The sequence below is a fragment of the Streptomyces silvisoli genome, assembly GCF_029269905.1.
Classification (GTDB): Bacteria; Actinomycetota; Actinomycetes; order Streptomycetales; family Streptomycetaceae; genus Streptantibioticus_A; species Streptantibioticus_A silvisoli_A.
In genome coordinates, this window is record NZ_JARJBC010000032.1 from 32024 (window position 1) to 55487 (window position 23464).

Here is a 23464-nt window from a genome sequence, read left to right on the forward strand (position 1 = left end):
CCTCCAGCGAGAGGTCAGTCGAGGTGGCCCGTGTCGTTCCAGCGCTCGATGGCCGGGGCACCGTAGGCCCAGCCCAGCACCGACAGGGACGCCGGGTCCAACTTGATCGTCGCGCCGAAGGCGAGGTCGTGGCCGAGCCAGCGCGCGCCGAGCGCGCGCAGGAAGTGGCCGTGCGCGAACACCAGCACATCACGGTCCGCGGAGCGCGCCCATGCCACGGTCTCGTCGGCCCGCGCGGTCATCTCCGCGACCGTCTCACCGCGCTCGGCGCCGTCCCGCCACACCAGCCAGTCCGGGCGGCCCGCCCGTATCCCGGCCGGGGTCAGGCCCTCGTAGGCGCCGTAGTCCCACTCCATGAGCGTCTCCCACTCCTTGCCGCGGGCGCCGAATCCGGCCAGCTCACAGGTTTCCCGGGCGCGGGACAACGGGCTGGTGCGCACCTCGACGTCCGGCAGGCCGTGCCAGGGCGCGCGGCGCAACCGGTCGCCGAGCAGCCGTGCGGTGCGCCGCCCCTCCTCGGTGAGCGGGATGTCGGTGCGGCCGGTGTGGCGGCCGGTGACCGACCACTCGGTCTGACCGTGCCGGACGAGGAACATGCGCGGTGCCATACCGAGGAAGGGCCTTTCAGACTGCTTGTCCCGGGGGAGAAACCCCGGGCCCCCCGGCCGATTGCTTACGAGGGCCGACCGCCCTGCTGGGCGGGGACCCGCAGACCATCATCGCCCACCGCGTTCAGTACCCGGCGAGCAGGCCGCCGAGCAGGGCGTCCAGGCCGTGCTCGTACTGGGGCAGGCCGTCCTGGGCCGACGCCAGCTCGGGGGCGAGGTCGACCAGGTGCGGATAGCGCTCGGCGGGCAGTTCGGCGAACCGGGTGCGCAGGGCGGCGCCCGGGTCCTCGTGGCCGCCCGCGCGCTGGCGGCCACGCGCGGTCCACAGGGCGGCGCCGACGGTGTACTGCATCAGCGCGGTCTGCGCGCGGGCCGCCGCGGGCCGGTCGAGTCCGGTGGCCAGCAGCAGGCCGACGATGCGCTCCACGACGGCGGTGCCCTCGTCGCCGTGCACCGGGCGGACGGTGAGCAGGTGGAGAACCGAGGGGTGGTCGGAGAGCAGCCGGTAGACGGCCCGGCACAGCTCGCGCAGTTCCTCGCGCGGGGTACGGCCGCTGCCCGCCGGGGGCAACTCGACCTCGGCGAGCAGTCGTTCGCGGACGGCGTCGATGATCTCGTCCTTGCCCTTGAAGTGGCTGTAGACGGCCATGGTTCCGACGCCCAGCCGCTGGGCGAGCGCCCGCATCGTGAAGGCGTCGGGACCGGCGTGGTCCAGCAGGTCGACGGCGGCGCCGAGGACGCGTTCCCGGTTGAGCGTGTTGCGCGGGACGCGGCGGCGGGCGGGCTGTGGGTTCGTCATGGGCAGCGATCTGTGTGACGGATGTTGTTGGTGTTACGGCAACCCCGGGGTTGCCGCTCGGCGTCCTACGGCGTACCCGGTCGCGGGCGAGTGAACACCGGCCGAACGGCACGGCGCCGGGGGCGGTGCGCGGAGTGCATAACGTACGGCGTACGGTAGAGCGCTCGCAACCACCGTACGCGCAGAGACGGAGATTCCCACCGATGTCGAGCACCGCGGCCCGCGCCGGGGCGGTACCCAGGAGCAGGCCCCGTTGGTGGGCGGAGCTGTCGCTCATCGCCCTCGTCTACGCGGCGTACTCGGCCGGACGATTGCTGGTGGCGGGGGACACCGGGCGTGCGGTCGCACATGGAGAAACGATTCTGCGAATAGAGCGGGCGTTGCACGCCGCTCCTGAGCATGTGCTCAACGGGGTGTTCACCCATGCGGCGTGGCTCGGGATACCGGCGTGCTTCTGCTACGCGACGCTGCATTACCTCGTGACGCCGGGCGTGCTGGTGTGGCTGTGGCGGCGGCACAGTGACCGGTACCTGTTCATGCGGACGTGGCTGATGGTCTCCACGTTGATAGGGCTGGTCGGCTTCACCCTGCTGCCGACCGCGCCGCCGCGGCTGCTACCCGCGGCCACCGGCTTCCACGACACCCTCGCGCAGTACGCGTCCTTCGGCTGGTGGGGCGGGGACGCGAGTGCGCCGCAGGGGCTCGGTGGGTTGACCAACCAGTACGCGGCGATGCCCAGCCTGCATGTGGGGTGGGCGCTGTGGTGCGGGTTCGCCCTGTGGCGCTGTGCGCGCACTCCCTGGGTGCGGGCGGTCGGGGCCGCGTACCCGGTGGTCATCGCGCTGGTCGTACTGGGCACCGCCAACCACTACCTCCTTGACGCCCTCGCAGGCGCGGCCGTGATGGGCCTGGGCGCCCTGCTGGCACGGCGCCGCTGACCCTGCGCTCCCGCTGGGATTCGGGTTCTCACCCCCACCCGCCCTCTTCGCAGGGCACCGCGGAAGGCGCGTGCCGGGTGTCCCGCGGCGCCCCCGCGACGATCGCGACCGTGAACACCGACCGGATCCAGGAAACACCGCGCCACACCTGCGCCCCGCGAACCGCCGCGCGCAACGGCAAGCGAGGGCCGACGGCGAACGGGCGCGCCCCCGACCCGCGCACCCGCGCGCAGCAGCCCACCACCCCCAGCCCGGCGGGCGCACCGCCGGAACGCGTGGGCGGATGGGAGACTGCGGGGCGTGAGTGACCGCACCAGTACCACCGCCCCGCTGGCCGCCACCCTCGCGGCACTGCGCGGCCCCGGCGTCCAGCCGAAGGCGTTGGACGCCAGAGCGCTGGCCGCGCTGGCGGCCAACCCCGGCTGCGCGCGCCGCGCACTACTGGACGCGGCGGGCGTGGACAAGACGTCCGTCGCACAAGCCCTCGGCGCCCCCACCCGCTTCGGCCAGTCCCGCTTCGCCTTCACCCGCGGCAACGCGTTCGAGGCACGCGTCAAGGCCGACGGCTGCGCCGAGTTGCTGCGTCTGCTCGGCGCCGACGACGCCGCGTTGCCGGACCTGTCCGCCCCCGGCCCGGAGGGCCGCCTGGCCCGTACCCGGCTGGCGCTCAAGGAGGCGGCCGCGGCGGGCGGCTGGACGCTGCTCGACCACCCGCTGCTGGCCCTCGACGTGGCGGGCGCCCCCGCCCTCCTGGAGCCCGACGCGATCGCGGTGCGTCCGGACGGCTCGGCGACGGTGATCGAGGTCAAGTCGTTCCCGATCCTGGACGGCAGCGCCGACGCGGTGAAGGTGGGCGCCGCGGCCCGCCAGGCCGCAGGCTACGTACTGGCGCTGGAAGGCCTGGCCACGCCGCCCCGGCACGAGGTGCTGCTGGTCTGCCCCAGGGACTTCTCCAACGTGCCGACCGCCCGCACGGTCGACGTACGCAAGCAACTGTCCGTCACCCGCCGCCAGTTGGCCCGGCTCACCCGGATCGAGGAGATCGCCGCCGCACTGCCGGACGGCACGACGTTCGACGTGACCGGCGAGCGGCTGGCCGACTCCGTGGCCGCCGTACCCGCCACGTACGCGCCCGAGTGCCTGGACAGCTGCGAACTCGCCTACCACTGCCGGGAGAAGTCCCGCGCCGACGGCGCCGTGCAGTCGCTCGGCCGCTCGCTGCGCGGTGAACTCGGCACGCTGACCACGATCGAGCGGATCCTGTCCGCCGCGACCGGCCCGGCCGGGGACGAGGACCCGGCCGCCACCGCACTTCGCCGGGCGGCGGCGCTGCGCGCCGAAGCACTCCAGGAGGCCGGATGCCGCTGATGGAGACACTGGCCAAGGCCCAGGCCGTGGCGGCCGGGCGGGCGCAGCCGTTGGCGACCGTGCGGCACCGGTGGCTCTCCGACCGGCCGCTGGTGTTCGTACCGCTGACCACGGCCGGCGAGGTGGGCGCGCCGCTCGGCGCCCTCGTCGGCACCGAGCGGGACGCGCCGCGCCTGCTGGCCGTACCGCAGCCGCGCGACCGCGATCTGCGCTCCGCCTTCCTGGCCGAGCTGGCGGACGAGATGCTGCCGTACCTCGCCTCGTACGAGGACCGGACCGTCATGGAGCCGGGCAAGGAGACCGACCCGGAGACCGGGAAGAAGGTCGCCGTCGAGCGCGAACTGTGCGAGGACGCACCGCAGTTGATCGTGCCCAACCCGGCCGGGGTGGAGTACGTACGGCTGTTGGGCCGGGCCACCCGGTTCCGGCGGACCGCCGAGGAGGATCCGGCGGAACCGTACCCCGCGCCGTCCCAGGTCCCGTTGCTCGGCCGGTGGTTGACGCACTACGGCGAGCGGGCGCGTACCCCCGGCAGCGCGCTGCTGCTCGCCATGACCGAGCTGCTGGCCAGGCACTGGGCCACCGGCCAGAGCGGCCTTGAGGACCAGCACCTGGGCGGGCTGCTGGCCTGGATAGCCCCACCGGCGGGCATGGACGGCGCGCGGGCGGCGCTGGGCGCCCAGGTCGACAGGGGAGCGGACGGACTGCTGTGCCGCCCGCCCGCCGGACCCGCCACCGACCCGGTCTTCGACAACACCGCACTCGCCCCGGCCATGGACCGCTACGACGCGGCGCGTTCCGCGGGAGCCGACACCGGTCCGGCGGAGCGGGAGATCCGTGCGCTGCTGGCCGGCCAGTTGCGTCCGACCTGGGACGACGTGTGGCGCGGCATCGACCTGCTGCGCGCCCTGGCACCGGGCGCGCATGTCGCGGACCGCTGGAAGGGTGACCGCTGGTCGTACACCGGCCACCGCGACCGGCTGCGGGCGGGCGAGCCGCCGCAGCCCAGGGTGGACGACGCGGTCGCCGCGGCGCGGAAGCTCGCGGGCCGGGAGACCGCGCAGGTACGGCTCGACGCGCAGGAGGCGTTGGACGATCCGCTGGTGATGGCCGGACGGCGGCTGTCCGGTGAGGCGTTCGCGGGCGAGGTCACGGCGATGGAGCCGGCGTACTCGGACGGCAGGGTGCCGCGGCCGCGCCCGCTGTTGACGGTCGCCACCGGCGACCTGCCGCACCTGGAGGAGGGCGGCACCGTGTACCGGGCGCTGGAGGACGGCCGTACGCAGGAGGCGCGGTTCACCGGGTGGACGGCGCCCGGGGTGCTGGTCGTGCAACTGCTGAACGGGATGGGGCGCGGCAAGGTGCCCGACAGGGGCTCGGTGCCGGAGGTGGGCGACCGGGTGTGCTGGACGCTGTTCGAGCACGCGCCGCGCGGCGGGCCCGAGTTGCCGGACGCCGAGGACACCCCGTGGACCCACGGCGGTCCCCCGTCGAGCGCCGTGGCCCCCGACCCCGTGACGAGCGAGGACTACCTGTGAGCGAAGCGTCCCCGAGCTCCGGCGGCCCGGCGCGGGCGGCGGCGGCCGTCACCGAGGCGATCCTGCGCGACACCCGCGACGGCCCGCACCGCGGGGTGGTGGTGGACTCCCCGCCCGGCGCTGGGAAGTCCACCCTGGTGGTGCGCGCCGCACGGGAACTGGCCGCCGCGGGCGAGCAGTTGATGATCGTCGCGCAGACCAACTCACAGGTGGACGATCTGGTTGACCGGCTGGCGACGGCCGATCCACGGTTGCCGATCGGCCGGTTGCACGGCAGTGACTCGCCGCCCGATCCGGTGCTGGACCGGCATCCGTCAGTGGCCCGGTCGACCAAGGTCGCCGAGCTGCGGGACCGGCAGGTGGTGCTCGCGACCGCCGCGAAGTGGGGCTACGTCAAGGGCGTCGAGCCCTGGCGGCACGCGATCGTGGACGAGGCGTACCAGATGCGTTCCGACGCCCTGCTGCGGGTCGCGGGCCTCTTCGAGCGGGCGCTGTTCGTCGGCGACCCGGGCCAGCTGGACCCGTTCAGCGTGGTGGGCGCGGAGCAGTGGGCGGGGCTGTCGTACGACCCGTCGGCGAGCGCGGTGGTCACGCTGCTCGCGCACAACCCGGGGTTGCCGCAGCACCGGCTGCCGGTGTCCTGGCGGCTGCCCGCCTCGGCGGCGCCGCTGATCTCGGACGCCTTCTACCCGTACACGCCCTTCCGCAGCGGCACCGGGCACGGGGAGCGCACGCTGTCGTTCGGGGTGGCGTCGGACGGCAGCGGGCCCGACCGGGTGCTGGACGAGGCGGCGGCGTCCGGCTGGGGGCTGCTGGAGCTGCCCGCCCGGCACACTCCGCGCACCGACCCCGAGGCGGTCGCGGCGGTGGCCCAGGTGGTGCGGCGGCTGCTGGACCGTGGCGGGGTGACGGTGAGCGAGCGGGCCGAGGAGCCGGTGCCGCTCACCGCCGACCGCGTCGCGGTGGGCACGGCGCACCGTGACCAGGCCGCCGCGGTACGGGCCGCGCTGGCCCGGTTGGGCGTGACCGGCGTCGTGGTGGACACCGCGAACCGGTTGCAGGGACGGGAGTTCGACGTGACGGTCGTGCTGCATCCACTGTCCGGGCGGCCGGACGCGACCGCGTTCCACCTGGAGACCGGACGGCTGTGCGTGCTGGCCTCGCGCCATCGGCACGCGTGCGTGGTGGTGTGCCGGGCGGGGGTGGCCGGGCTGCTGGACGAGCATCCGTCGATGGAGCCGGTCCAGCTGGGGGTGACGGTGAAGTTCCCGGACGGCTGGGAGGCGAACCACGCGGTGCTGGCACGGCTGTCGGAGCACCGGGTGCGCTGGAGACGGTGACGAGCGCTTGGCCGGGCCGTCGGCGGCGCCGGGCGGAGTCCGGCACGCCGCCCGAAGCGGCCGAACGAACACGGCGCTCGGCGGCCTTGCCTCGTGCGGGACAATGGTAGGCGGCCCACGATCTGGAGGTACCTAGATGTCCGAGCCGCAGTCGGCTCAGCAGACGCCAGACGCAGCCCAGCACCGGATGCGGCCCGCGCGGCTGCTTTTCGAACCCGAGGCGGCGGCCTCCGACCCCGAGCACTTCTTCGACCTGGAGTCGATAGAGGACCCGGGGCGGCTGCTGGACCGCTCCACCGAGCTGGCGCTGGCGTTCCGGGCGGCGGCCGACCGAGCCACCGAGTTCCAGGCGATCGCGGCGGCGCAGCTCGCGGATCCCCGGCGGTTCGACCGGATGTCGATCGCCGCGATCGCGGAGCGTGCCGATTGGAGCGAGGACTACGCGAAGCGGATGGTCGACTTCGGCCTGGAGCTGCTCAACGGGCAGCCGCCGCGCGAGTGAGGCGCCGTCCACCGATCGGTCAATGACGCTGTGCACGTGCTGATGCACGGGATCCACAAGCCGGTGGCATATGCGAGAAGCGTAGTGCCGCGCGGCCAGGGGCGTCCCGGTTTCCGGTGATCCGGCGAAAGGCAGTGCACAGCGCCGGTAGATCTGTCTGCCATGACGGATACCTGGGAGCCGGACGCCATGCTGCGTGCCGAGTACGTGACGGTCGACGGGGCGGACTGGCTCGCCTCGGCCAGCGCCTTCCCGCGCAGTGTCCACGCCCTGTGGGCGGCGCGGCCCACGGCGCCCAGCGTGCTGCCGTGCGGGACGGCGTTCGACGTGCTGAACCTGCCGGCACTGTTCGGCCGCCGGGTCCTGGACCGGTTATGGGCGGCCGGCCCGGGCTGCGGGCCGGTGGCGGTACACCGCGGCCGGATCCTGGTCTTCGCCGTACCCGGCACCGCCGAGCGGCTGCCCGCGCTGCTGGCCTGGGAGGAGTGGGGCGTGCCGGTGCCGCCACTGATGTGCCACGGGCCGGGCGAGACGGTGACGGTGCCGCCGCTGGTGCCGGGGTGTGACGGACAGCACAGTGCCAGCAGGTCGCGCTGGCTGGTGGCGCCGGGCGCCCGGCACCCCTGGCTGCCGGGCGCGCCCGTGCTGCTCTGGGCCTGCCTGCGGGCGGCCCACGCGGGGCGGGACGGGAGGTGAACCAGGAGGGAAGACTTATCGATTTTTCTTCCTCCGGATCAGGGTGCTAAGGTCTTCGACGTTGACCGGCGCCGCTAGCTCAACTGGCAGAGCAGCTGACTCTTAATCAGCGGGTTCGGGGTTCAAGTCCCTGGCGGCGCACAACGGCCCCACACGCTTGCGTGTGGGGCCTCTTTGCATGTGGCGGTGCGGGTACGCCGGGCGCTCGGGCCTCGTCGGGAGGGCTCCGCTCCCCCGCCCCTTCGGAACTCCGCCACCAGACCCGACGGGCCGCGCCCGGTGGGCTTCGGGCCGGAGGGCCGGGTGGTCAGGGCACGCCCTTTCGTCAGGTAGTATTTCCCGCACAGGCGCCGCTAGCTCAACTGGCAGAGCAGCTGACTCTTAATCAGCGGGTTCGGGGTTCAAGTCCCTGGCGGCGCACCATGGAGGCCCCCACGTGATCGTGGGGGCCTACTTTTTTGTCACCCTTATCGTCCAGCCGCCGTCGGCGTCCCTGGCGAGTACGTCGACCCCTATGCCCTTGTCGCGGTCGGCGAACCGCTCCCCCGCGCGGTAGGGAGCGTCGTTGAGGGAGTTGAACGAGCCGCTGCTGAATTCGCAGGCAGTGGTGCCCGGATGGGCGTCGATGACCTTGATCGGCCCGTCCCCCGTGTCCACATCCGTGCGCACCCGGTACACCAGCACCCCCTCGCTGCACGCCGACGCGTCGTTCCCCCGCGCCGTGCGCGCCTCCACCACATACGCGGCTCTGCGGCCGTACGGGATCACCACCGCCTTGCGGCCGCCCGGCAGCTCAAGGGGCGCGAGCTGGAAGATCCGCGCTCCAGGTCTGGTGACGCACCCCACCTGAGCGTCGTCCAGCCAGCCCAGGCGCCACTTGTGCCAGGCGAACGGATCGCTCTGCAACCCCCAGTCCAGGGACATGATGTCCCACTGGCCGGCGAGCCGGTCGGTGCGGTGGAAGTCGTCGGCGGCGTAGAGGTCGGGCAGGCCGAGTATGTGTCCGTTCTCATGCGCGAGCACCCGCGGTCCGGCCTGGTCGTGGCCGTAGATCATGGAGACCCGGTCGAGATGGGTGCCGTCCTCGGTGCGCGCGGCGGTGCCGCCGGTCCATGTGACGGAGAGCACCGTCTCGTCCGCGGGCGGCCCCGCGTTGGGCGTGGCGATCACGTTGACCAGGTCGTAGCCGCGGAAGTCCACGCTGCGCCCGACCACCGCGGCCAGGTCCCGCATCATCGCGCGGTGCACCGACCACCCGTAGCCGCGCGTTATCCCGTACGACTCGAACGTGCGCGGCATCCGGAAGTACCGCAGCACCGGGAAGACGTGGTAGCGCAGCCTGCCGTACGAGGCGCGGGCGTACCACCGCGGTACGAACGGGAAGAACTCGGCGTAGCGGCTGCCCGCGCTCTCCCGGGCGGGCGCGTCCGGGAAGTCGATGAACAGGGTGAGGGCGCGCACCTCCCCGGTGGACCTGGCGTAGGCGGGGTCGCGGAGCGCGGCGAAACCCTCGGACATCTCGGTGCCCCGGTGGGCCCGCAGTGCGCAGGGGCGGCCGGAGGGGGTCGCCGACGTCGGGGGCGCGCTGGACGCGGTCGGGCCGATCAGGGTGGAGCTGCCGCCGCCGAGCAGCAGGACACCGGCCATCGCGGCGGCTTTCCACCATATGTGGCCCTCCCTGCGCTTCGCCCGCCTCATCGCTCGTCCGCCGTGACGGTCCAGCCGCGGTGCCCGTGGCGATCGACATGGATGTTCAGCACGTCCTGCGCCAGGCGCCCGAAGTGGTACGTGTACGACTCGCCCACGCCGAGCGGCGCGTCGGCGAGCTGCGGGTACACGGACGTGCCGTAGCAGGCGCCGGTCCACGGATGGCCGTCCATCACGGTGATCGGCCCCTCGCCGGACTGGATGTCGGTGTGCACCTCGTAGAGCAGTACGCCCTGGGTGCAGGCGTGCTCGTCGTTGCCCCGGGCCTCCCTGGCCTCGATCGCCAGTGCCGTGGTGACGTTGACGCGGACCACGATCAGCTTGGTGCCGCCGCGCACCTCGACGGGGGACAGGGTGCGCGTGGTGGTACCCGGATGGTCCACGCAGACCACCTGGCCGGGGTCTATCCAGCCGTACTTCCAGCGGTGCCAGGCGAACAGGTCGGGGGCCAGGGCGAACTGGCTGCCCATGAGGTCCCAGTCGCCCACCCGGGTGTCCCAGGAGTCGTTGCTGCCGGGGGGCGGGCGGAAGTACAGGTCCGGCAGGTCGAAGACGTGGTTGGTCTCGTGGGCCAGTACGTTCTGGTCCGGCGGGTGGTGTTCGAAGACGGTCACCAGTCGGTCGATGGTGGCGTGGCCGGAGTGGATCGGGCGGGCGAGGTTGATCACCTTGGTGGCGTCGGCGTCCACGCCGCGGGCGTCCGGGTCGGCGACGAGGTAGATCACCGGGTAGCGCCGGAAGTCGACGGCTCCGCCGACGGTCGAGATCGCGTCCTGGAGGTACTGCGCGCGCAGCCCGTCGGCCCAGTCGCGGTGGATGCCGTACGCCGTGGAGGGGCGCGGCATGCGGAACCAGCGCTGTACGACGTGCGGGTGGAGCCGGAGGCGCCCGTACGAGGCGCGGGTCAGGAACGTGGTGGTGGCCGGGAAGTGATCGGCGGTCAGTGCCCGCGTGTCGACGTCGGGGACGTGGTCGGGGAACGAGAGGAAGACCATGACGGCGTTCACGTCGCCCAACGGGCGGGGGTAGCCGCCGTTCCAGCGGTCCACGCCCTCCGAGTGCCGTACGTCGGTGCGTTCCAGCGCGCACGGCCCCCGCATCGGCGCGGCGGCCGCGGGCCCCGCCACCAGGCTCCACGCCACGAGCGCCACGAACCCCACCACCATGGCCACCCCCCGCCGGTTCCACCCCTCGCCGGCGGTGCTCCCCGCGCCTCGCCCACCCCCGCCGCACCCCGCGCCCCCCATCCGCCACCGTGGCGAGACCTTCTGCCCTCCGCAGCGGCGAGCCACCTGAACGGCGTGACCCGGCGGTCTCCAGCCCACCGAAGCCCGCGCCGCCCGCCCTGCCGGGGGGAGGCCGGAGCCCCGCGCGCGGCCGGTACCGCCCCCCGCGCCCCCGCCGCCGCGCGGACCTCGCACAACCGGCGTATCCGGCGAAGCCGATACGCCGGTCGCAATGGGCGTGCGACGGCTTGTCGCGGCGTGCGCGCGGGGCTGGAGGCGGCTCCGAACGCGCCGTAGGCGATCTCGCACACCGCCTCCCGGACGGATCCGGCCCGGAAGGAGTCGGGCCACCCTCGCTTACCCATCCAGCCTGTGATGGTTTGCGGGTGTACGCCCTGTTCTACTGAGCCAATTGAGGCAGGCTCAGTTAACTACACTCCGTAACCAGTGATCCCGTTCGATCATTTGGGTGCAGCATCCGACGCGGAGGGGTACATCGATATCGAAGGAACGGTCACTCCGCTTCCCACCCTGTTTCACGTGCCAAGAATCACCACCGTGACAGTGGCTCAGGCCCGCTACGAACCTCTATGATCGCCACATTTCCAGCATAGGAACCGCTTCCGGCGGTTCCCTCCACACCTCCCCGACTACCTGTGCGAGACGACTGCGATGCGGGAGCAAGCTGAAGGCGGACCTTTGGTCAGCCGGGAAAGCGAGCCCGCGGAGTGCTCCAGAGACGTCACGGAGTGTGACAATCCGATCCCTGGAAGCGCCGCCGCGGAGCTCCGCGATTATCACGCCGCTTTCAACGCCGCGCGAACCGCGATGGCGTTGGTCGACCGCGACGGACGACTGCTGGCGGCCAACCCGGCGCTGGGCTCGTTGCTCGGCACCGACCCGGCCGGACTGGCCGACCGCCGGGCCGCCGAACTCGTCGGACTCGGCGGCGACGAGCGGTCCCGGGACGCGTACCAGGACGTACTGCGCGGTGCCCGGGAGCGGCTGCGCAGGACCTGTCGGCTCAAAAGCCGTGACGGCCACGGGATGTGGGCCGAGGTCACCATCGAGTCGCTGCGCCAACGCGACCAGGGCGCACGCTCCGCGGGCGCGCTGCTGTCCGTGGAGGACGTGACCGAGCAGCGCGAACTGGCCGCCCGGCTGCGCCACTTGCAGATGCACGACCCGGTGACCCGGCTGCCCAACCGCGCCCTGTTCTTCGAGCGGCTGTCGGCCGCGCTGCGCTCGCCGACCAGCGGCCGGGTCGGGATCTGCTACCTCGACCTGGACGGCTTCAAGGCGGTCAACGACACGCTGGGGCACGCCATCGGCGACCGGCTGCTGGCCGCGGTCGCCACCCGGCTGCTCGCCTGCGTCGCCGAGGGCGGCCATCTGGCCGCCCGGCTCGGCGGCGACGAGTTCGCCCTGCTGGTGGAGGAGTCGCAGGACACCGAGCAGTTGGTGGCGCTCGCCGACACCGTGCTGTCCGCGCTGCAACGGCCGTTCGACCTGGAGGGGCACCGGCTGGCGGTCTCGGCGAGCATCGGCGTGGTCGAGCGGCCCACCGCGGGCACCTCGCCGACCTGTCTGATGCAGGCCGCCGACACCACGCTGTACTGGGCCAAGGCGGACGGCAAGGCGCGCTGGACGCTTTTCGACCCGGAGCGCAACGCACACCGGATGACCCGCCAGTCGCTGTCCAGCACGCTGCGGCAGGCGGTGGAGCGCGGCGAGTTCGTACTGGAGTACCAACCGCTGGTCGCGCTGTCCGGTGGCGCGCTGCGCGGGGTGGAGGCGCTGGTGCGCTGGGAGCACCCCCAGTTCGGCAGGCTGGCGCCGAATCGCTTCATCGGTCTTGCCGAGGAGAACGGCTCGATCGTCCAGCTCGGCCACTGGGTGCTCGCCGAGTCCTGCCGGCGAGCCCGGGCCTGGCAGAAGGACCACCCGGACGAGCCGCTGTTCGTCAGCGTCAACGTGGCGGTGCGGCAGGTGTGGGACTCGGATCTGGTGACCGATGTGGCCGAGATCCTGGACGAGACCGGACTGCCCCCGGAACTGCTCCAGTTGGAGCTGACCGAGTCGGCGGTGATGGGTTCGGCGGGGCAGCCGTTGCAGGCGCTGCACGCGCTGAGCGAGATGGGTGTGCGGATCGCCATCGACGACTTCGGCACCGGCTATTCGAACCTGGCGTATCTGAGCCGACTCCCCGTGGCCGCACTGAAGTTGGACGGATCGTTTGTGCGGGGCTTCCGTTCGCCCGAACATCCGAACCCCGCCGACGAGACGATCGTCGTGGCCCTGGTGGAGCTGGCGCACCGGCTCGGACTGACCGTCACCGCGGAGTGCGTGGAGAACGCGGAGCAGGCCGAGCGGCTGCGGCGGATCGGATGCGACACCGGTCAGGGGTGGTTCTACTCCCGCCCGGTCGCGGCGGAGCGCATCTCCGCGATGCTCGGCGGGCGTTGACCGGCGGAGCCCGCCGAGCATCACGGGTGGGGGGAGGCGGTCCGGCGCGGACTCAGCAGGCGCCGAGGTCCTGCCAGACGCCCCACTGGCCGGTGGTGCCGGGCTGTTCGCCCTGCGTCCACCACTTGGCCTTCCAGCTGTGTCCGCCGTACGAGACGGTGTTGCCCGCGGTGTAGATCGCGGACTTGTCCCACGGCGCGGCGGTGCAGGTGCCCGGTGGGGTCGGGGTCGGAGTGGGGGTCGGCGTCGGTGTCGGGGTGGGGGTCGGGCTCGAACTGCACGAGGCGGCCGAGCCGTTGGTGTCGTTGACGGTGTCGTTGAACAGCGACGCGCTCTGGTCCAGGTCGTAGAGCGAGAACATCATGGTGCCGCCGAGCCCGTTGCAGTGCAGGTAGTCGGCCTTGGCCTGGATGGACTGGGCGTCCTCGCCGGACCAGAAGTTGTTGCCGTCGTAGAAGTACGCCGCCTGCGCCGCGGGGTCCCAGAAGGTGTCACCGGGGTTGTCGACGATCCCGCCCAGCTCCTTGTACATCCTGATGCCCGGTACGTTCCCGGAGTCGGCGGAGCCGGCGGCCGGTCCGGTAGCGCTCTGGAACAGGCCGTGGTTGCTGCCCGCCGGTACGCCGGTCCAGCCCCGGTAGTAGAACGGCACCCCGAGGTTGAGCTTGTTGGCCGGGAAGCCGCCGGGTATGCCGTACTGCTGGTCGCCCACGGTGTAGGCCCGGATCGCCGCGTCGTCGGAGTACTTCTCGGTGCCCGGGGCGATGGGTTGGCTGGGGTCGTTGGGGTTGTCGTAGACCGGTGCGGCGTGGTTCGTGGGCCCGGTGGCCTCCCAACCGCCGTGCATGTCGTACGTCATGACGTCACCGAACGTCAGGTACTGGCCGATCTTGTCGGTCTGCACATTGGTGATCTTGTCCTGGCCCGCGGGGATGGCCGCGCTGAGGGCGTAGCTCTTGCCGTCGGCCTGGCCCTGGGCGTCCAGCTCCGAGCGGAACTCGGCGAGCAGCGCGGTGAAGTCCTGCTTGTCGGCGGTGCTGGAGTGGTTGCCGACGTGTCCGCCGCCACCCGGGTACTCCCAGTCGATGTCGAAGCCGTCGAAGATGCCCTTGGCGGTACCGGGGCCGCCGTAGCCGCCCTGCGAGGGCAGGTTGCCCTTGATGAACATGTCGATGCAGGACGAGACCAGCTTCTTGCGCGAGGCGTCGCTGGCCGCCGCGTCGGAGAAGTACTTGGAGTACGTCCAACCGCCCAGCGAGAGCAGCACCTTCAGGTGCGGATTCTTCGCCTTGAGCTCCTGGAGCTGGTGGAAGTTGCCCGCGATCGGCTGGTTCCAGGTGTCGGCGGTGCCGTCCACGCTGATGTCCGAGCCGTAGGACTTCTGGTAGTCGGCGAACGAGTCCCCGGCGCCGTCACCGGCGTTGGGGTCGTTCTCACCGCCTGGATCAGGGTCGGTGGCCTTGGTGGTCTCGAAGCAGGTGAGGTTGGTGGGGTCGATGTTCTCGAAGTCGTAGATCAGGTAGTCGAGTTTGCCCGCCATCCCCTCGCTGTCGACGTTCTTGGGGTAGAAGGCGTTCTGGTAGATCGACCACTGGTCGTAGTACGCGACCTTCAGGCCGCCGCTGGTGGCCGCCGCACCGGTGGTGTTGGCCGCGGTCGCGGCGTGCACCGCGGGCCGGACGGCTGACGACGCGTCGGCCTGCGCGGCGACGCCGAGACCGGCCGCGGCCAGTGCCAGCACGGACAGCGCGGCTGTCAGTGGTCTGCTGGGGCTACGGGAAAAGCGCACGTGGGGGACCTCCTGGGCAGGGTGGAGGCCGGGCGGAGGGGGCATGGCCCCGCTGTTTCACCGGCTGGTTATGGAAATACCGACCGGTCAGGTCCACGTCAATGGTCTGGACTAATCTTGGACTAGACCATTTTCCGCGCAGCGAGAGGTCCAGGCCGGTGGGGTGCGACCCACCGATCTGGACCACCCTTGGACGTGGAAGCGTCAGCCGCCCGCGGCGGGCAACTCGTAGGCGTCGGCGATCAGTTCGAGCGAACGCAGCCGGGCGTCACCGCCGTGCGCGTTGGACGTGATCATCAACTCGTCGGCGCCGGTGCGCTTCCGCAGCTCGTTCAACCCCTCGCGCACCGTCTCGGGCGTGCCGTACTCGACGTCCGCCAGCCACGAGTCCACGAACTCCCGCTCCATCGGGCTGAACGGGTACCCGTCCGCCTCCTCCGGCGTGGGCACCAGACCGGGGCGGCCGGTGCGCAGCCGCAGCATCGCCAGGGCACCGGTGAGCACCTGGCGGCGGGCCTCCTTCTCCTCCTCGGCGGCGAAGGCCTGCACCCCTATCAGCGCGTACGGGCGGTCCAGTATCGCCGACGGGCGGAAGGTCTCCCGGTACAGCTCCAGTGCCGGAACCGTGTTGCGCGCGGAGAAGTGGTGCGCGAAGGCGAACGGCAGCCCCAACTCGCCCGCCAGTCGTGCGCTGAACCCACTGGACCCCAGCAGCCACACCGGCGGCCGGTGCGGCGACTGCACCCCGCCGGCCACACCGCCCTGGACCGGTCCCGGCACGGCATGGATCCGCCGGTACGGATGGCCGTCGGGGAAGTCGTCGTCCAGGAAGCGGATCAGCTCGGCGAGCTGCCGCGGGAAGTCGTCGGCGGCCTCGCGCAGCGCGTCGCTGCGGCGCAGCGCCGCCGCCGTGGCGCCGTCCGTACCCGGCGCGCGGCCGAGACCGAGGTCGACGCGGCCGGGCGCCAGCGCCTCCAGGGTGCCGAACTGCTCGGCGATGACCAGCGGCGCGTGGTTGGGCAGCATGACACCACCCGAGCCGAGCCGGATGGTGTGGGTGTGCGCGGCGATGTTGGCCAGGATCACGGCCGGGGAGGAACTGGCGACTCCCGGCATGGAGTGGTGCTCGGCGACCCAGAACCGCTGGAAGCCACGGGCCTCGGCCAGCCGTGCGAGCGCCGCGCTGGTGCGCAGCGCCTGCGTGGCGGTCAGCCCGCTGCCGACGGTCGCCAGATCCAACACGGACAACGGCACGGGCGCGGTGCCTCGCACCGTCCCGCGAATCTCGTCCCCGTTCCGCCGCTCATCAGCCACGACGCCGTGCCTCCCGCTCGCGTTGCCTCTACTGCGAGCTGCTAACCGGATGCTGGCTCCGGTTATTCCCGGTGCTTTATCCCCGGGGCTCGCGGTCCGGGCGAGGACCGCCCCGGCACGGCCCGCGGGATCCCGCTGCGGCCACGCCTACGTCTCCCGCGGCGGGGCAAGGGCCAGCCCCCGACGGGCGGCAGCCGGGCCCGGCGGTGCCGAACTCATCGTGGGCCGGTGGCGTCCCCGGCCCCCACTGGAGCGAACAACGCGCCCAGCCCCGAGCGGGAGCGTTCCGCGCCGATCAGCCTCAGGCCCTCCCACACGGTGACCTGGTTGGCGGTGAGCACCGGCTTGCCGAGCGCGGACTCCAGGTCGTCCAGCCAGGCCGCCGTGTGCAGCGCGGTGTCCGGCAGCAGCACCGCTTCCGCGTCCGGGTGGTCACCACCCCGCGCGAGCCGCAGCACCTCGTCGCGCCCCCACGTACCGACCTCGGCGGCGGTCACGATGCCGCTGCTCAGGGCGCCCACCACCGAGACCCCGGCCTCGGCGAGGAACGCCACGAAGCGCTCGGCCACGTCCCGCGGATACGTCGCGGCGACCGCGACCCGCCGCACGCCCAGCGCCCGTACCGCGTGCGCGAAGGCGAACGAGGTCGAGGACGCGGGCAGTCCCGCCGCCCGGGACAGCTCCCGTACCTGCTCGCCCGCGCCCGCCCAGCCGAAGACGAAGCTGGCGGAGGTGCACGCCCAGACCACGGCCCGCACCCCCGTACCGGCCAACTGCCGGGCCCCGTCGGCGAGTCGGGCCGCGGAGCCCATCTCCAGCAGCGCGTCGACACGGTGCGCGTCCTCACCGATGTCGGTGTGCACCAGCGGTAGTCGGACCGGCGGTCCCGACGCGGCGAGCAGCCGTTCCAGTCGCGGATAGTCGTCCTCGGCGGAGTGGCCGGGATAGAGGAAGCCAACAGCCATACCCCCGCCCCTTCCCACATGTTCCGGCGACACACCAGCCGGTGCGGCGGCGTCAGTTGACGAGCGGATCCTCCGGTGGCGGCGGTGGATCGAGGGCGTCGAACACCTCCGCGTCCCCGAACGGCGGCCCGGCCAGGGCGACTTCGGGCAGCGCCGAGGCCTCCACCGCCGGGAACGGCTCCACCGGCAGCCCCACCACCAGCCCGGTCCCGGCCCGCGCCGAGGCGTCCAGCAGCGCCTGGTACGGGCCGACGGCCGCCGCGCCGATGCGGCGCAGCGCCGCCCACATCGTCACCTGGTTCGCGGACAGCACCGGCAGCCGCAGCTCCGCCTCCAACTGCGGGATCACGTCGTACGTCGGCAGGTTGGTGCAACTGATGAACAGCGCGTCGGCCGCGCCCACCACCGCACTGCGGGCCATGTCCACCACATCGCGGTACGGCACCTGCCAGATCTGCCGGGTCAGCCCGAGGTAGGCCCGCCCGGTGACCGCGATCCCGGCCTCGCGCAGGAACGCCTCCAGGGAGTCGGTCACCGACCTGGTGTACGGGGTGACCACCGCGACCCGGCGGGCGCCGATCTCGCCCAGCGCCGCCAGCAGAGCGCCCGAGGTGGTCACCGCGGGCAGCGCCACCCCCGACGCCTGGCTCATCGCCGCGCTCATCGCCCGCTCGCCCGCCACCCCGCCGACGAAACTGCCCGAAGTGCACGCGTAGGCCAGCGACTCCGGCTGGACGGCGTGCAGCGCCCGTACCGCCTCGCGCAACGTCTCGTGCTCGCTGACGATCCGGGCCATGTCGAGGCTGACCTCGACCGGTACGAACGGGGTGCGCGTCAGGTGCAGTGACACATCGTCCGGCACCCAGCGCCACAGCTCGCGGTCGAGGGCGAAGTCGAACGGCGCTACGACACCGACACCGCGCTGCGGCAACGGCCCGCCGAGGAAGGCGATGTCCAACGGAGGTCCCCTTTGCGGACGCATGGCGGAATGAGGGGCTAAGCGCGACAAGTGGTATGCACAGGAGGATTGTTGACACGGTAGATACGGATTCTTAGCGTGGTCAATCCATCCACCGGACAACGAACGCCAAGCGGATTTCCACCAGCGGCACTTGGGGCGGCGGCCCCGGAAAGGGACGGGTGGGCGGAATTTCCACGCTACTGGTGCTCGGCGACGAACCTCCCCGGCAGTTGGAGCGGCTGCCGTCCGGCACCCGTGTCGTACGGGCGGAGCCACGGCGGCTGACGGACCAACTGGGCTCGGCCGACGTGGTCCTGGTGTGGGACTTCACCTCCGACGCGCTGCGTGCGGCGTGGCCGGAGCACGGCCCGGTGCCGGCCTGGGTGCACACCGCGAGCGCGGGTGTGGACCGGGTGGTCTTCCCCGCACTGATCACCGCGCGCACCGCGCTGACCAACGCCCGGGGCGTCTTCGAGCAGCCGATCGCCGAGTACGTCACCGGACTGGTGCTGGCCCTGGCCAAGGACTTCCAGGGCACCTGGGAGCTGCACCGGCAACGCCGGTGGCGCCACCGGGAGACGATGCGGGTGGCCGGATCCCGTGCGGTGGTGGTGGGCGCCGGTCCCATCGGGCGAGCGGTGGCGCGCACCCTGGCCGCGCTGGGCGTACGGCTGGACCTGGTGGGCCGGACCGGGCGGGACGACCCGGAGTTCGGCCGGGTGCGGGGGCGCGCCGAACTCGCGGCGCTGCTGGCGGAGGCGGACTGGGTGGTGTGCGCGGCGCCGCTCACCGAGGAGACCCGGGGAATGTTCGACGCGGCGGCCTTCGGGCGGATGAAGGGCTCCGCACGCTTCGTGAACGTCGGCCGCGGCCCGCTGGTGGTCACCGATGACCTGGTCAAGGCACTGCTGGAGCGGCGGATCGGGGGTGCGGTGCTGGACGTCTTCGAGGACGAGCCGCTCGGCCACGACCACCGGCTGTGGGACGTACCGGGTCTGCTGGTCTCCCCCCACATGAGCGGTGACACCTTCGGCTGGCGTGACGAGCTGGCCGAGCAGTTCCTGGACAACTTCGACCGCTGGACGTCCGGACGGCCACTGTTCAACGTGGTGGACAAGCGGCTGGGTTACGTACCCGTGCCCTGAAGGACCGGTAAGGACAGGAGGCCCCTTGCCATGACCGACCTGTACGAACTGACTGCCAGCCAACTCGTCGCGGGGTACCGCTCCGGCGCGTTCTCGCCCGTCGAGGCGTTGCGTTCGGTGCTGGAACGCGTCGAGGCGGTCAACGGGACCGTGAACGCGTTCTGCCGCGTGGACGCCGACGGAGCTCTGGAGGCCGCCAGGGCGTCAAGGGAACGGTGGCGGCGCGGCGAGCCGACCGGACTGGTGGACGGGGTGCCGGTGTCGGTCAAGGACCTGCTGCCGCTGCGCGGCGCGCCGACGCTGCGCGGTTCGCGCACTGTCGATCCGGCGGGCGGGCCGTGGGACGAGGACGCGCCGGCGGTGGCGCGGCTGCGCGAGCACGGCGCGGTGTTCATCGGCAAGACGACCACCCCGGAGTTCGGCTGGAAGGGCGTCACCGACGGCCCGCTGTACGGCGTGTCCCGCAACCCGCATGATCCCCGGCGCACTTGCGGCGGCTCAAGCGGTGGCAGTGCGGCGGCGGTCGCCCTGGGCGCGGGGCCGTTGAGCCTGGGCACTGACGGCGGGGGGTCGGTGCGGATTCCCGCCGCTTTCTGTGGCGTCTTCGGGCTGAAACCCACCTACGGGCGGGTGCCGCTGTATCCGGCCAGTGTGTTCGGCACGCTGGCACATGTGGGGCCGATGACCCGGGACGCGGCCGACGCCGCCCTGATGATGGATGTCATCAGCGCCCCGGACTGGCGCGACTGGTCGGGGCCGCCGCCCCAAGCGGGCTGCTTCCGCGACGAGTTGGCCGGCGGGGTGGCCGGGTTGCGGGTGGCCTACAGCCCCGACCTGGGAGGTTCGGTGTCGGTGGCACCCGCGGTGGCGGCGGCGGTACGGCGGGTGGCTGACCGGTTGGCGGAGCTGGGCGCGCGGGTGGAGGAGGCGCATCCGCCGTTCACCGACCCGGTCGAGGCGTTCCATGTGCTGTGGTTCAGCGGAGCCGGGCAGCTCGTTGCCCAACTGCGCTCCGAGGAGCGCGAGTTGGTGGACCCCGGACTGGCCGAGATCGCCGAGCAGGGCGCTCGTTACAGCGCGTTGGACTACGTGCGCGCCACCCAGGTGCGGATGGCGCTCGGCCAGACCATGGGCGGCTTCCACCAGAAGTACGACCTGCTGCTGACGCCCACCGTGCCGCGCACCGCCTTCGCGGCGGGCCTGGAGGCGCCGCCGGACGCGCCCGGTCACCGTTGGACGAGTTGGACCCCGTTCACCTACCCGTTCAACATGACCCAGCAACCGGCGGCCACGCTCCCCTGCGGCACGGACCCCGAAGGGCTGCCCATCGGCGCCCAGTTGGTGGCCGCCCGGCATGCCGACGCCCTGGTGCTACGCGCCGCGCACGCGCTCACGCCCGACGGAAGGTGAGCGTCTCCCCCAGCGCCCCGCCCCGCCACAGGTCGTGCGCCGCGGCGGCCATCCGGTCCAGGCCGTCCACCACCGTGCCCCACACGGTGCCGGGCACGAAACCGGTGTCGGCGTTGAGCAGCAGGTTGTTGCGCTCGTAGAACAGCGCCAGGTCCACCACCCTGGAGTGGCCCGCGTGCCCCGCCGAGCTGCCGTAGCCGTAACTGGCCGTGCCCAGCAGGGTGTCGGTGAACGAGAAGTACATCAGGTCACCCGGGATCGGGGTGATCGTCGGGTTCTCCAGCGGTGGTTCGCCGTCCGCGAAGGCGGGCAGCAGGGTGTAGACCTCGTTGCGCGCGTACTTGGCGTGGTACACCTCGCCCGCCAACGGCAGCGCCTCCCAGACCGCGGCACAGGTCAACGGCGCGCGGTCGTCCAACAGCCGTACCCGGCAGGCCACCGCCCGCTTGGCGAGCCCGATCTCAACGAATCGTTCCATCAACTCCACCTCCAGCGTGCGTCCCCTGGACCCCTTCCCGTACGGACGCGGCCCCAAAGCCCGCTTGGGTGACCGATAAGTGATGGTTGTAGTTGAACTATGACCTATATGGCTATCGGGTAGGTTCGAAGGAGACCATCTACTGACACGGCGACCAGCAGGAGCAGCCCCCCTTCATGAGCAGCAGGAACAGTTGGCAGAACAAGCAGTCGGCACGTGAGCGGCTGAAGGCCGAACGGGATCGTCAGGCGCGGCGGTCCAAGCTGCGCCGCCGCCTCGGCATCGGCGCGGTCGCCGTCGCCGCGGTGGCCGCGGCCGCCGCGGGCGTGGTGTTCGCCAGCTCGGCCTCCGGCTCCGGCGAGCACGACGACTGGGCCCGGGTCCCCACCGACGCCGCGGCCAAGCCGCTGAAGACCCCGCGGAACGTGGCCGCCGACGGCGTGACCGTCCCGTACGGCGACCCGCACAACGGCAAGGTGCTGGCGGTCTACGAGGATCCGCGCTGCCCGATCTGCAGGATGTTCGAGCAGACCGACGGCGACGAGGTGCGCAAGCTCGCCGACCAGGGCAAGTACCGCGTCGAGTACCACTCCGCCACGTTCCTGGACCGCACCGAGGACGAGAGCGGCTCCAAGACCGCGCTCGCCGCCCTCGGCGCCGCGCTCGACCAGGGCGGCCTGCCGAAGTACCTGGCGTACAAGAAGGTGCTGTTCGAGAACCAGCCCGACGAGCAGACCGACCGTTTCGCGGACACCGACTACCTGCTGGACCTGGCCGGAAAGGTGCCGGGACTGAAGACCCCGACGTTCGAGCGCGAGGTCCGCGACGGAACGTTCGTTCCCTGGGCGGTGAAGACCGGCAAGGCGTTCAACGACGCCAAGGACCGCGACGGCAAGCCGATCGGCGGCACCCCGTCGGTGCTGCTCAACGGGGCGCGGCTGAACGTGCTGACCCAGACCGGGCCGGTCTCCCCCAAGGACTTCACAGCCGAGGTCGAACGGGCGCACTGACCCCGGTTCACCGGTCGGCCCGTGACCGTGCGCCGGTCACGGGCCGACCGGTCTCGACGCGCGTGCCCTCCGCGAGCCCGGACCAAACAGGTGCGGCACCGACCGCCGTCAAGGGCAATTCCGAAGAAGCCACGCACCCGTGCGGACATCTCCAGGTCAGACGCCTCAATGAAGTGTCCGCCGGGGGGCATCGGGATTCAGAACAACACGAAAAGCCATGGCGTCTCCTGCGGCAAGATTGACACCACAACGACAGCCCCAGCGGCCTGGTGGGAATCAAGGCGGCACCGTACCGCTGCTTCACCACAACCACTCCGACGCTGCGCGGCCCACTGGCCTCCGCGGATCGGTGAGTTGGCCCGCTTCGAACAGGCCCCAGGCCGCCGGGCCGGTGTCGCGTGTGTCACCGAAGCGCCGCTGCGTGGGCTCGGACTGAGCAAGGATGAGCTTGGGGAGCGCGCGAAGGGACCGTTGAGGACGGTGGGCCTCGACGGGTGTTCGAGTCCGCTGCGCCGAAGGGGATTTCCGGCGCGGCGGAACACTCGGGAAGCCTGGAATTCCTCCGGGCACTACGCTGAACTGCCCGGATACCACGGCAATCCGGCGGGTGTCCAAGGGGCGGCCGGGTAATCCGAAGGACCATACCGGCACGGTTCTTGACTTAGGCATATGCCAGAGTGATACGTCCCTGCATATACGCGCGAGAACCCTCATGGAAGTACGCAACCAGGGCTCTTGGCACTCCGGTTGGGGCTATCGTGGAAGCCGGTCCACTGCCGGGGCCCGGTCCGCCGATCTCCTCGACCGGTGCCCGGCAGTCGCGACCATCACGCAAAGCGGTCACACCTGCGAGGGGGACACCGTGTCGCTGGAGCACCGACAGACCGCGCCGGCCTACGCGGCGGTCCAGTACGCAATGCGCGTACTGGCGACCGTGGACCGCCATGGCCGCGGCGTGACGGCCGACCAGCTTTCCCGTGACATAAGCGTGCCCGTTGACTACCTGGCCCCGCTGCTCTCCATGTTGAAGAACGAGGGCTACCTCGATCTCCAGCCCGACGGTGCCTATGTGGTCGGCGAATCGGCTGTCCTGCTCGGTAGCAGCACCCGGCGGCGCGCCCTGAGCGACAAGCTCAAGGCGATCCTCGCCAGGTTGCGCGACGAGGTCGGCGCGGCGGTCTACTTCAGCCGCTACGACGACGGC

Annotated in this window: 20 protein-coding genes, 2 tRNA genes and 1 pseudogene; 14 read left to right on the plus strand and 9 right to left on the minus strand. The window is 72.0% G+C overall.

Annotated elements, in window-relative coordinates; genetic code table 11:
- Positions 1 to 14: 14 nt before the first annotated feature.
- Both P3G67_RS33055 and P3G67_RS33060 read right to left on the minus strand, forming a co-directional pair.
- Entirely contained in the window at positions 15 to 608 is a 594-nt protein-coding gene (locus tag P3G67_RS33055; protein WP_276096795.1) for a histidine phosphatase family protein, read from the minus strand.
- A gap of 124 nt (positions 609 to 732) precedes the next feature.
- Positions 733 to 1407, minus strand: a complete 675-nt coding sequence (locus P3G67_RS33060; protein ID WP_276096796.1) for a TetR/AcrR family transcriptional regulator — start codon at positions 1405 to 1407, stop codon at positions 733 to 735.
- A gap of 203 nt (positions 1408 to 1610) precedes the next feature.
- On the opposite strand from P3G67_RS33060, the gene P3G67_RS33065 reads away from it, so the two are divergent.
- From P3G67_RS33065 to P3G67_RS33105, 9 genes are all read left to right on the plus strand, one after another.
- Positions 1611 to 2345, plus strand: a complete 735-nt coding sequence (locus P3G67_RS33065) for a phosphatase PAP2 family protein (protein ID WP_391858401.1) — start codon at positions 1611 to 1613, stop codon at positions 2343 to 2345.
- A 110-nt stretch (positions 2346 to 2455) separates the two neighbouring features.
- Positions 2456 to 2653, plus strand: coding sequence for a hypothetical protein (locus tag P3G67_RS33070; RefSeq protein WP_276096797.1), 198 nt, complete (start codon positions 2456 to 2458; stop codon positions 2651 to 2653).
- Positions 2637 to 3713, plus strand: a complete 1077-nt coding sequence (locus P3G67_RS33075) for a hypothetical protein (RefSeq protein ID WP_391858403.1) — start codon at positions 2637 to 2639, stop codon at positions 3711 to 3713. Before P3G67_RS33070 ends, P3G67_RS33075 begins: the two co-directional genes overlap by 17 nt.
- Complete coding sequence (locus tag P3G67_RS33080) at positions 3704 to 5251, plus strand: hypothetical protein (RefSeq protein ID WP_276096799.1); 1548 nt, start codon at positions 3704 to 3706, stop codon at positions 5249 to 5251. The genes P3G67_RS33075 and P3G67_RS33080 overlap by 10 nt, the downstream gene beginning before the upstream one ends.
- Positions 5248 to 6591, plus strand: coding sequence for an AAA family ATPase (locus P3G67_RS33085; protein WP_276096800.1), 1344 nt, complete (start codon positions 5248 to 5250; stop codon positions 6589 to 6591). Before P3G67_RS33080 ends, P3G67_RS33085 begins: the two co-directional genes overlap by 4 nt.
- A gap of 136 nt (positions 6592 to 6727) precedes the next feature.
- Entirely contained in the window at positions 6728 to 7093 is a 366-nt protein-coding gene (locus P3G67_RS33090; RefSeq protein WP_269857775.1) for a hypothetical protein, read from the plus strand.
- A 162-nt stretch (positions 7094 to 7255) separates the two neighbouring features.
- Positions 7256 to 7789 (plus strand): bifunctional DNA primase/polymerase, encoded by a 534-nt coding sequence (locus P3G67_RS33095; protein ID WP_276096801.1) that lies wholly within the window; start codon positions 7256 to 7258, stop codon positions 7787 to 7789.
- A gap of 68 nt (positions 7790 to 7857) precedes the next feature.
- Positions 7858 to 7930 (plus strand) — tRNA-Lys (locus P3G67_RS33100).
- Positions 7931 to 8136: 206 nt separating this feature from the next.
- A tRNA-Lys gene (locus P3G67_RS33105) sits at positions 8137 to 8212 on the plus strand.
- Between the two features lie 27 nt (positions 8213 to 8239).
- Here the strand turns inward: P3G67_RS33105 and P3G67_RS33110 are convergent.
- Positions 8240 to 9487 (minus strand): M6 family metalloprotease domain-containing protein, encoded by a 1248-nt coding sequence (locus P3G67_RS33110; RefSeq protein WP_276096802.1) that lies wholly within the window; start codon positions 9485 to 9487, stop codon positions 8240 to 8242.
- A complete protein-coding gene (locus P3G67_RS33115) occupies positions 9484 to 10662 on the minus strand; it encodes a M6 family metalloprotease domain-containing protein (protein ID WP_269857772.1) in 1179 nt (392 codons plus the stop codon). Before P3G67_RS33115 ends, P3G67_RS33110 begins: the two co-directional genes overlap by 4 nt.
- Positions 10663 to 11394: 732 nt before the next feature.
- Between P3G67_RS33115 and P3G67_RS33120 the strand changes: the two genes are divergently transcribed.
- The gene (locus P3G67_RS33120) at positions 11395 to 13188 is read left to right on the plus strand and encodes a putative bifunctional diguanylate cyclase/phosphodiesterase (RefSeq protein WP_269857771.1); all 1794 of its coding nucleotides are present in this window, start codon (positions 11395 to 11397) and stop codon (positions 13186 to 13188) included.
- A gap of 52 nt (positions 13189 to 13240) precedes the next feature.
- On the opposite strand, the gene P3G67_RS33125 is transcribed toward P3G67_RS33120, so the two are convergent.
- The 4 genes from P3G67_RS33125 to P3G67_RS33140 form a co-directional block, all read right to left on the minus strand.
- Positions 13241 to 14977 (minus strand): glycosyl hydrolase family 18 protein, encoded by a 1737-nt coding sequence (locus P3G67_RS33125; RefSeq protein WP_276096803.1) that lies wholly within the window; start codon positions 14975 to 14977, stop codon positions 13241 to 13243.
- A gap of 204 nt (positions 14978 to 15181) precedes the next feature.
- Complete coding sequence (locus P3G67_RS33130; RefSeq protein ID WP_276096804.1) at positions 15182 to 16291, minus strand: LLM class flavin-dependent oxidoreductase; 1110 nt, start codon at positions 16289 to 16291, stop codon at positions 15182 to 15184.
- Between the two features lie 215 nt (positions 16292 to 16506).
- Positions 16507 to 17256 carry a maleate cis-trans isomerase family protein gene (locus P3G67_RS33135; protein WP_276096805.1) on the minus strand — a complete coding sequence of 250 codons (750 nt, stop codon included), beginning with the start codon at positions 17254 to 17256 and terminating at the stop codon, positions 16507 to 16509.
- A gap of 52 nt (positions 17257 to 17308) precedes the next feature.
- Positions 17309 to 18214, minus strand: a complete 906-nt coding sequence (locus P3G67_RS33140; protein ID WP_276096806.1) for a maleate cis-trans isomerase family protein — start codon at positions 18212 to 18214, stop codon at positions 17309 to 17311.
- 182 nt (positions 18215 to 18396) lie between these two features.
- Between P3G67_RS33140 and P3G67_RS33145 the strand changes: the two genes are divergently transcribed.
- Both P3G67_RS33145 and P3G67_RS33150 read left to right on the plus strand, forming a co-directional pair.
- Entirely contained in the window at positions 18397 to 19362 is a 966-nt protein-coding gene (locus P3G67_RS33145) for a D-2-hydroxyacid dehydrogenase (protein WP_276096807.1), read from the plus strand.
- A 30-nt stretch (positions 19363 to 19392) separates the two neighbouring features.
- On the plus strand, positions 19393 to 20772 hold the full coding sequence (locus P3G67_RS33150; RefSeq protein ID WP_276096808.1) for an amidase: 1380 nt from the start codon (positions 19393 to 19395) through the stop codon (positions 20770 to 20772).
- On the opposite strand, the gene P3G67_RS33155 is transcribed toward P3G67_RS33150, so the two are convergent.
- Entirely contained in the window at positions 20753 to 21253 is a 501-nt protein-coding gene (locus P3G67_RS33155; RefSeq protein ID WP_269857764.1) for a DUF3830 family protein, read from the minus strand. The genes P3G67_RS33150 and P3G67_RS33155 overlap by 20 nt on opposite strands.
- A 173-nt stretch (positions 21254 to 21426) precedes the next feature.
- On the opposite strand from P3G67_RS33155, the gene P3G67_RS33160 reads away from it, so the two are divergent.
- Positions 21427 to 22260: a DsbA family protein gene (locus P3G67_RS33160; RefSeq protein WP_269857763.1), complete on the plus strand. Its 834-nt coding sequence runs from the start codon at positions 21427 to 21429 to the stop codon at positions 22258 to 22260.
- 862 nt (positions 22261 to 23122) lie between these two features.
- Positions 23123 to 23464: pseudogene (locus tag P3G67_RS33165) on the plus strand (IclR family transcriptional regulator); the annotation flags it as partial.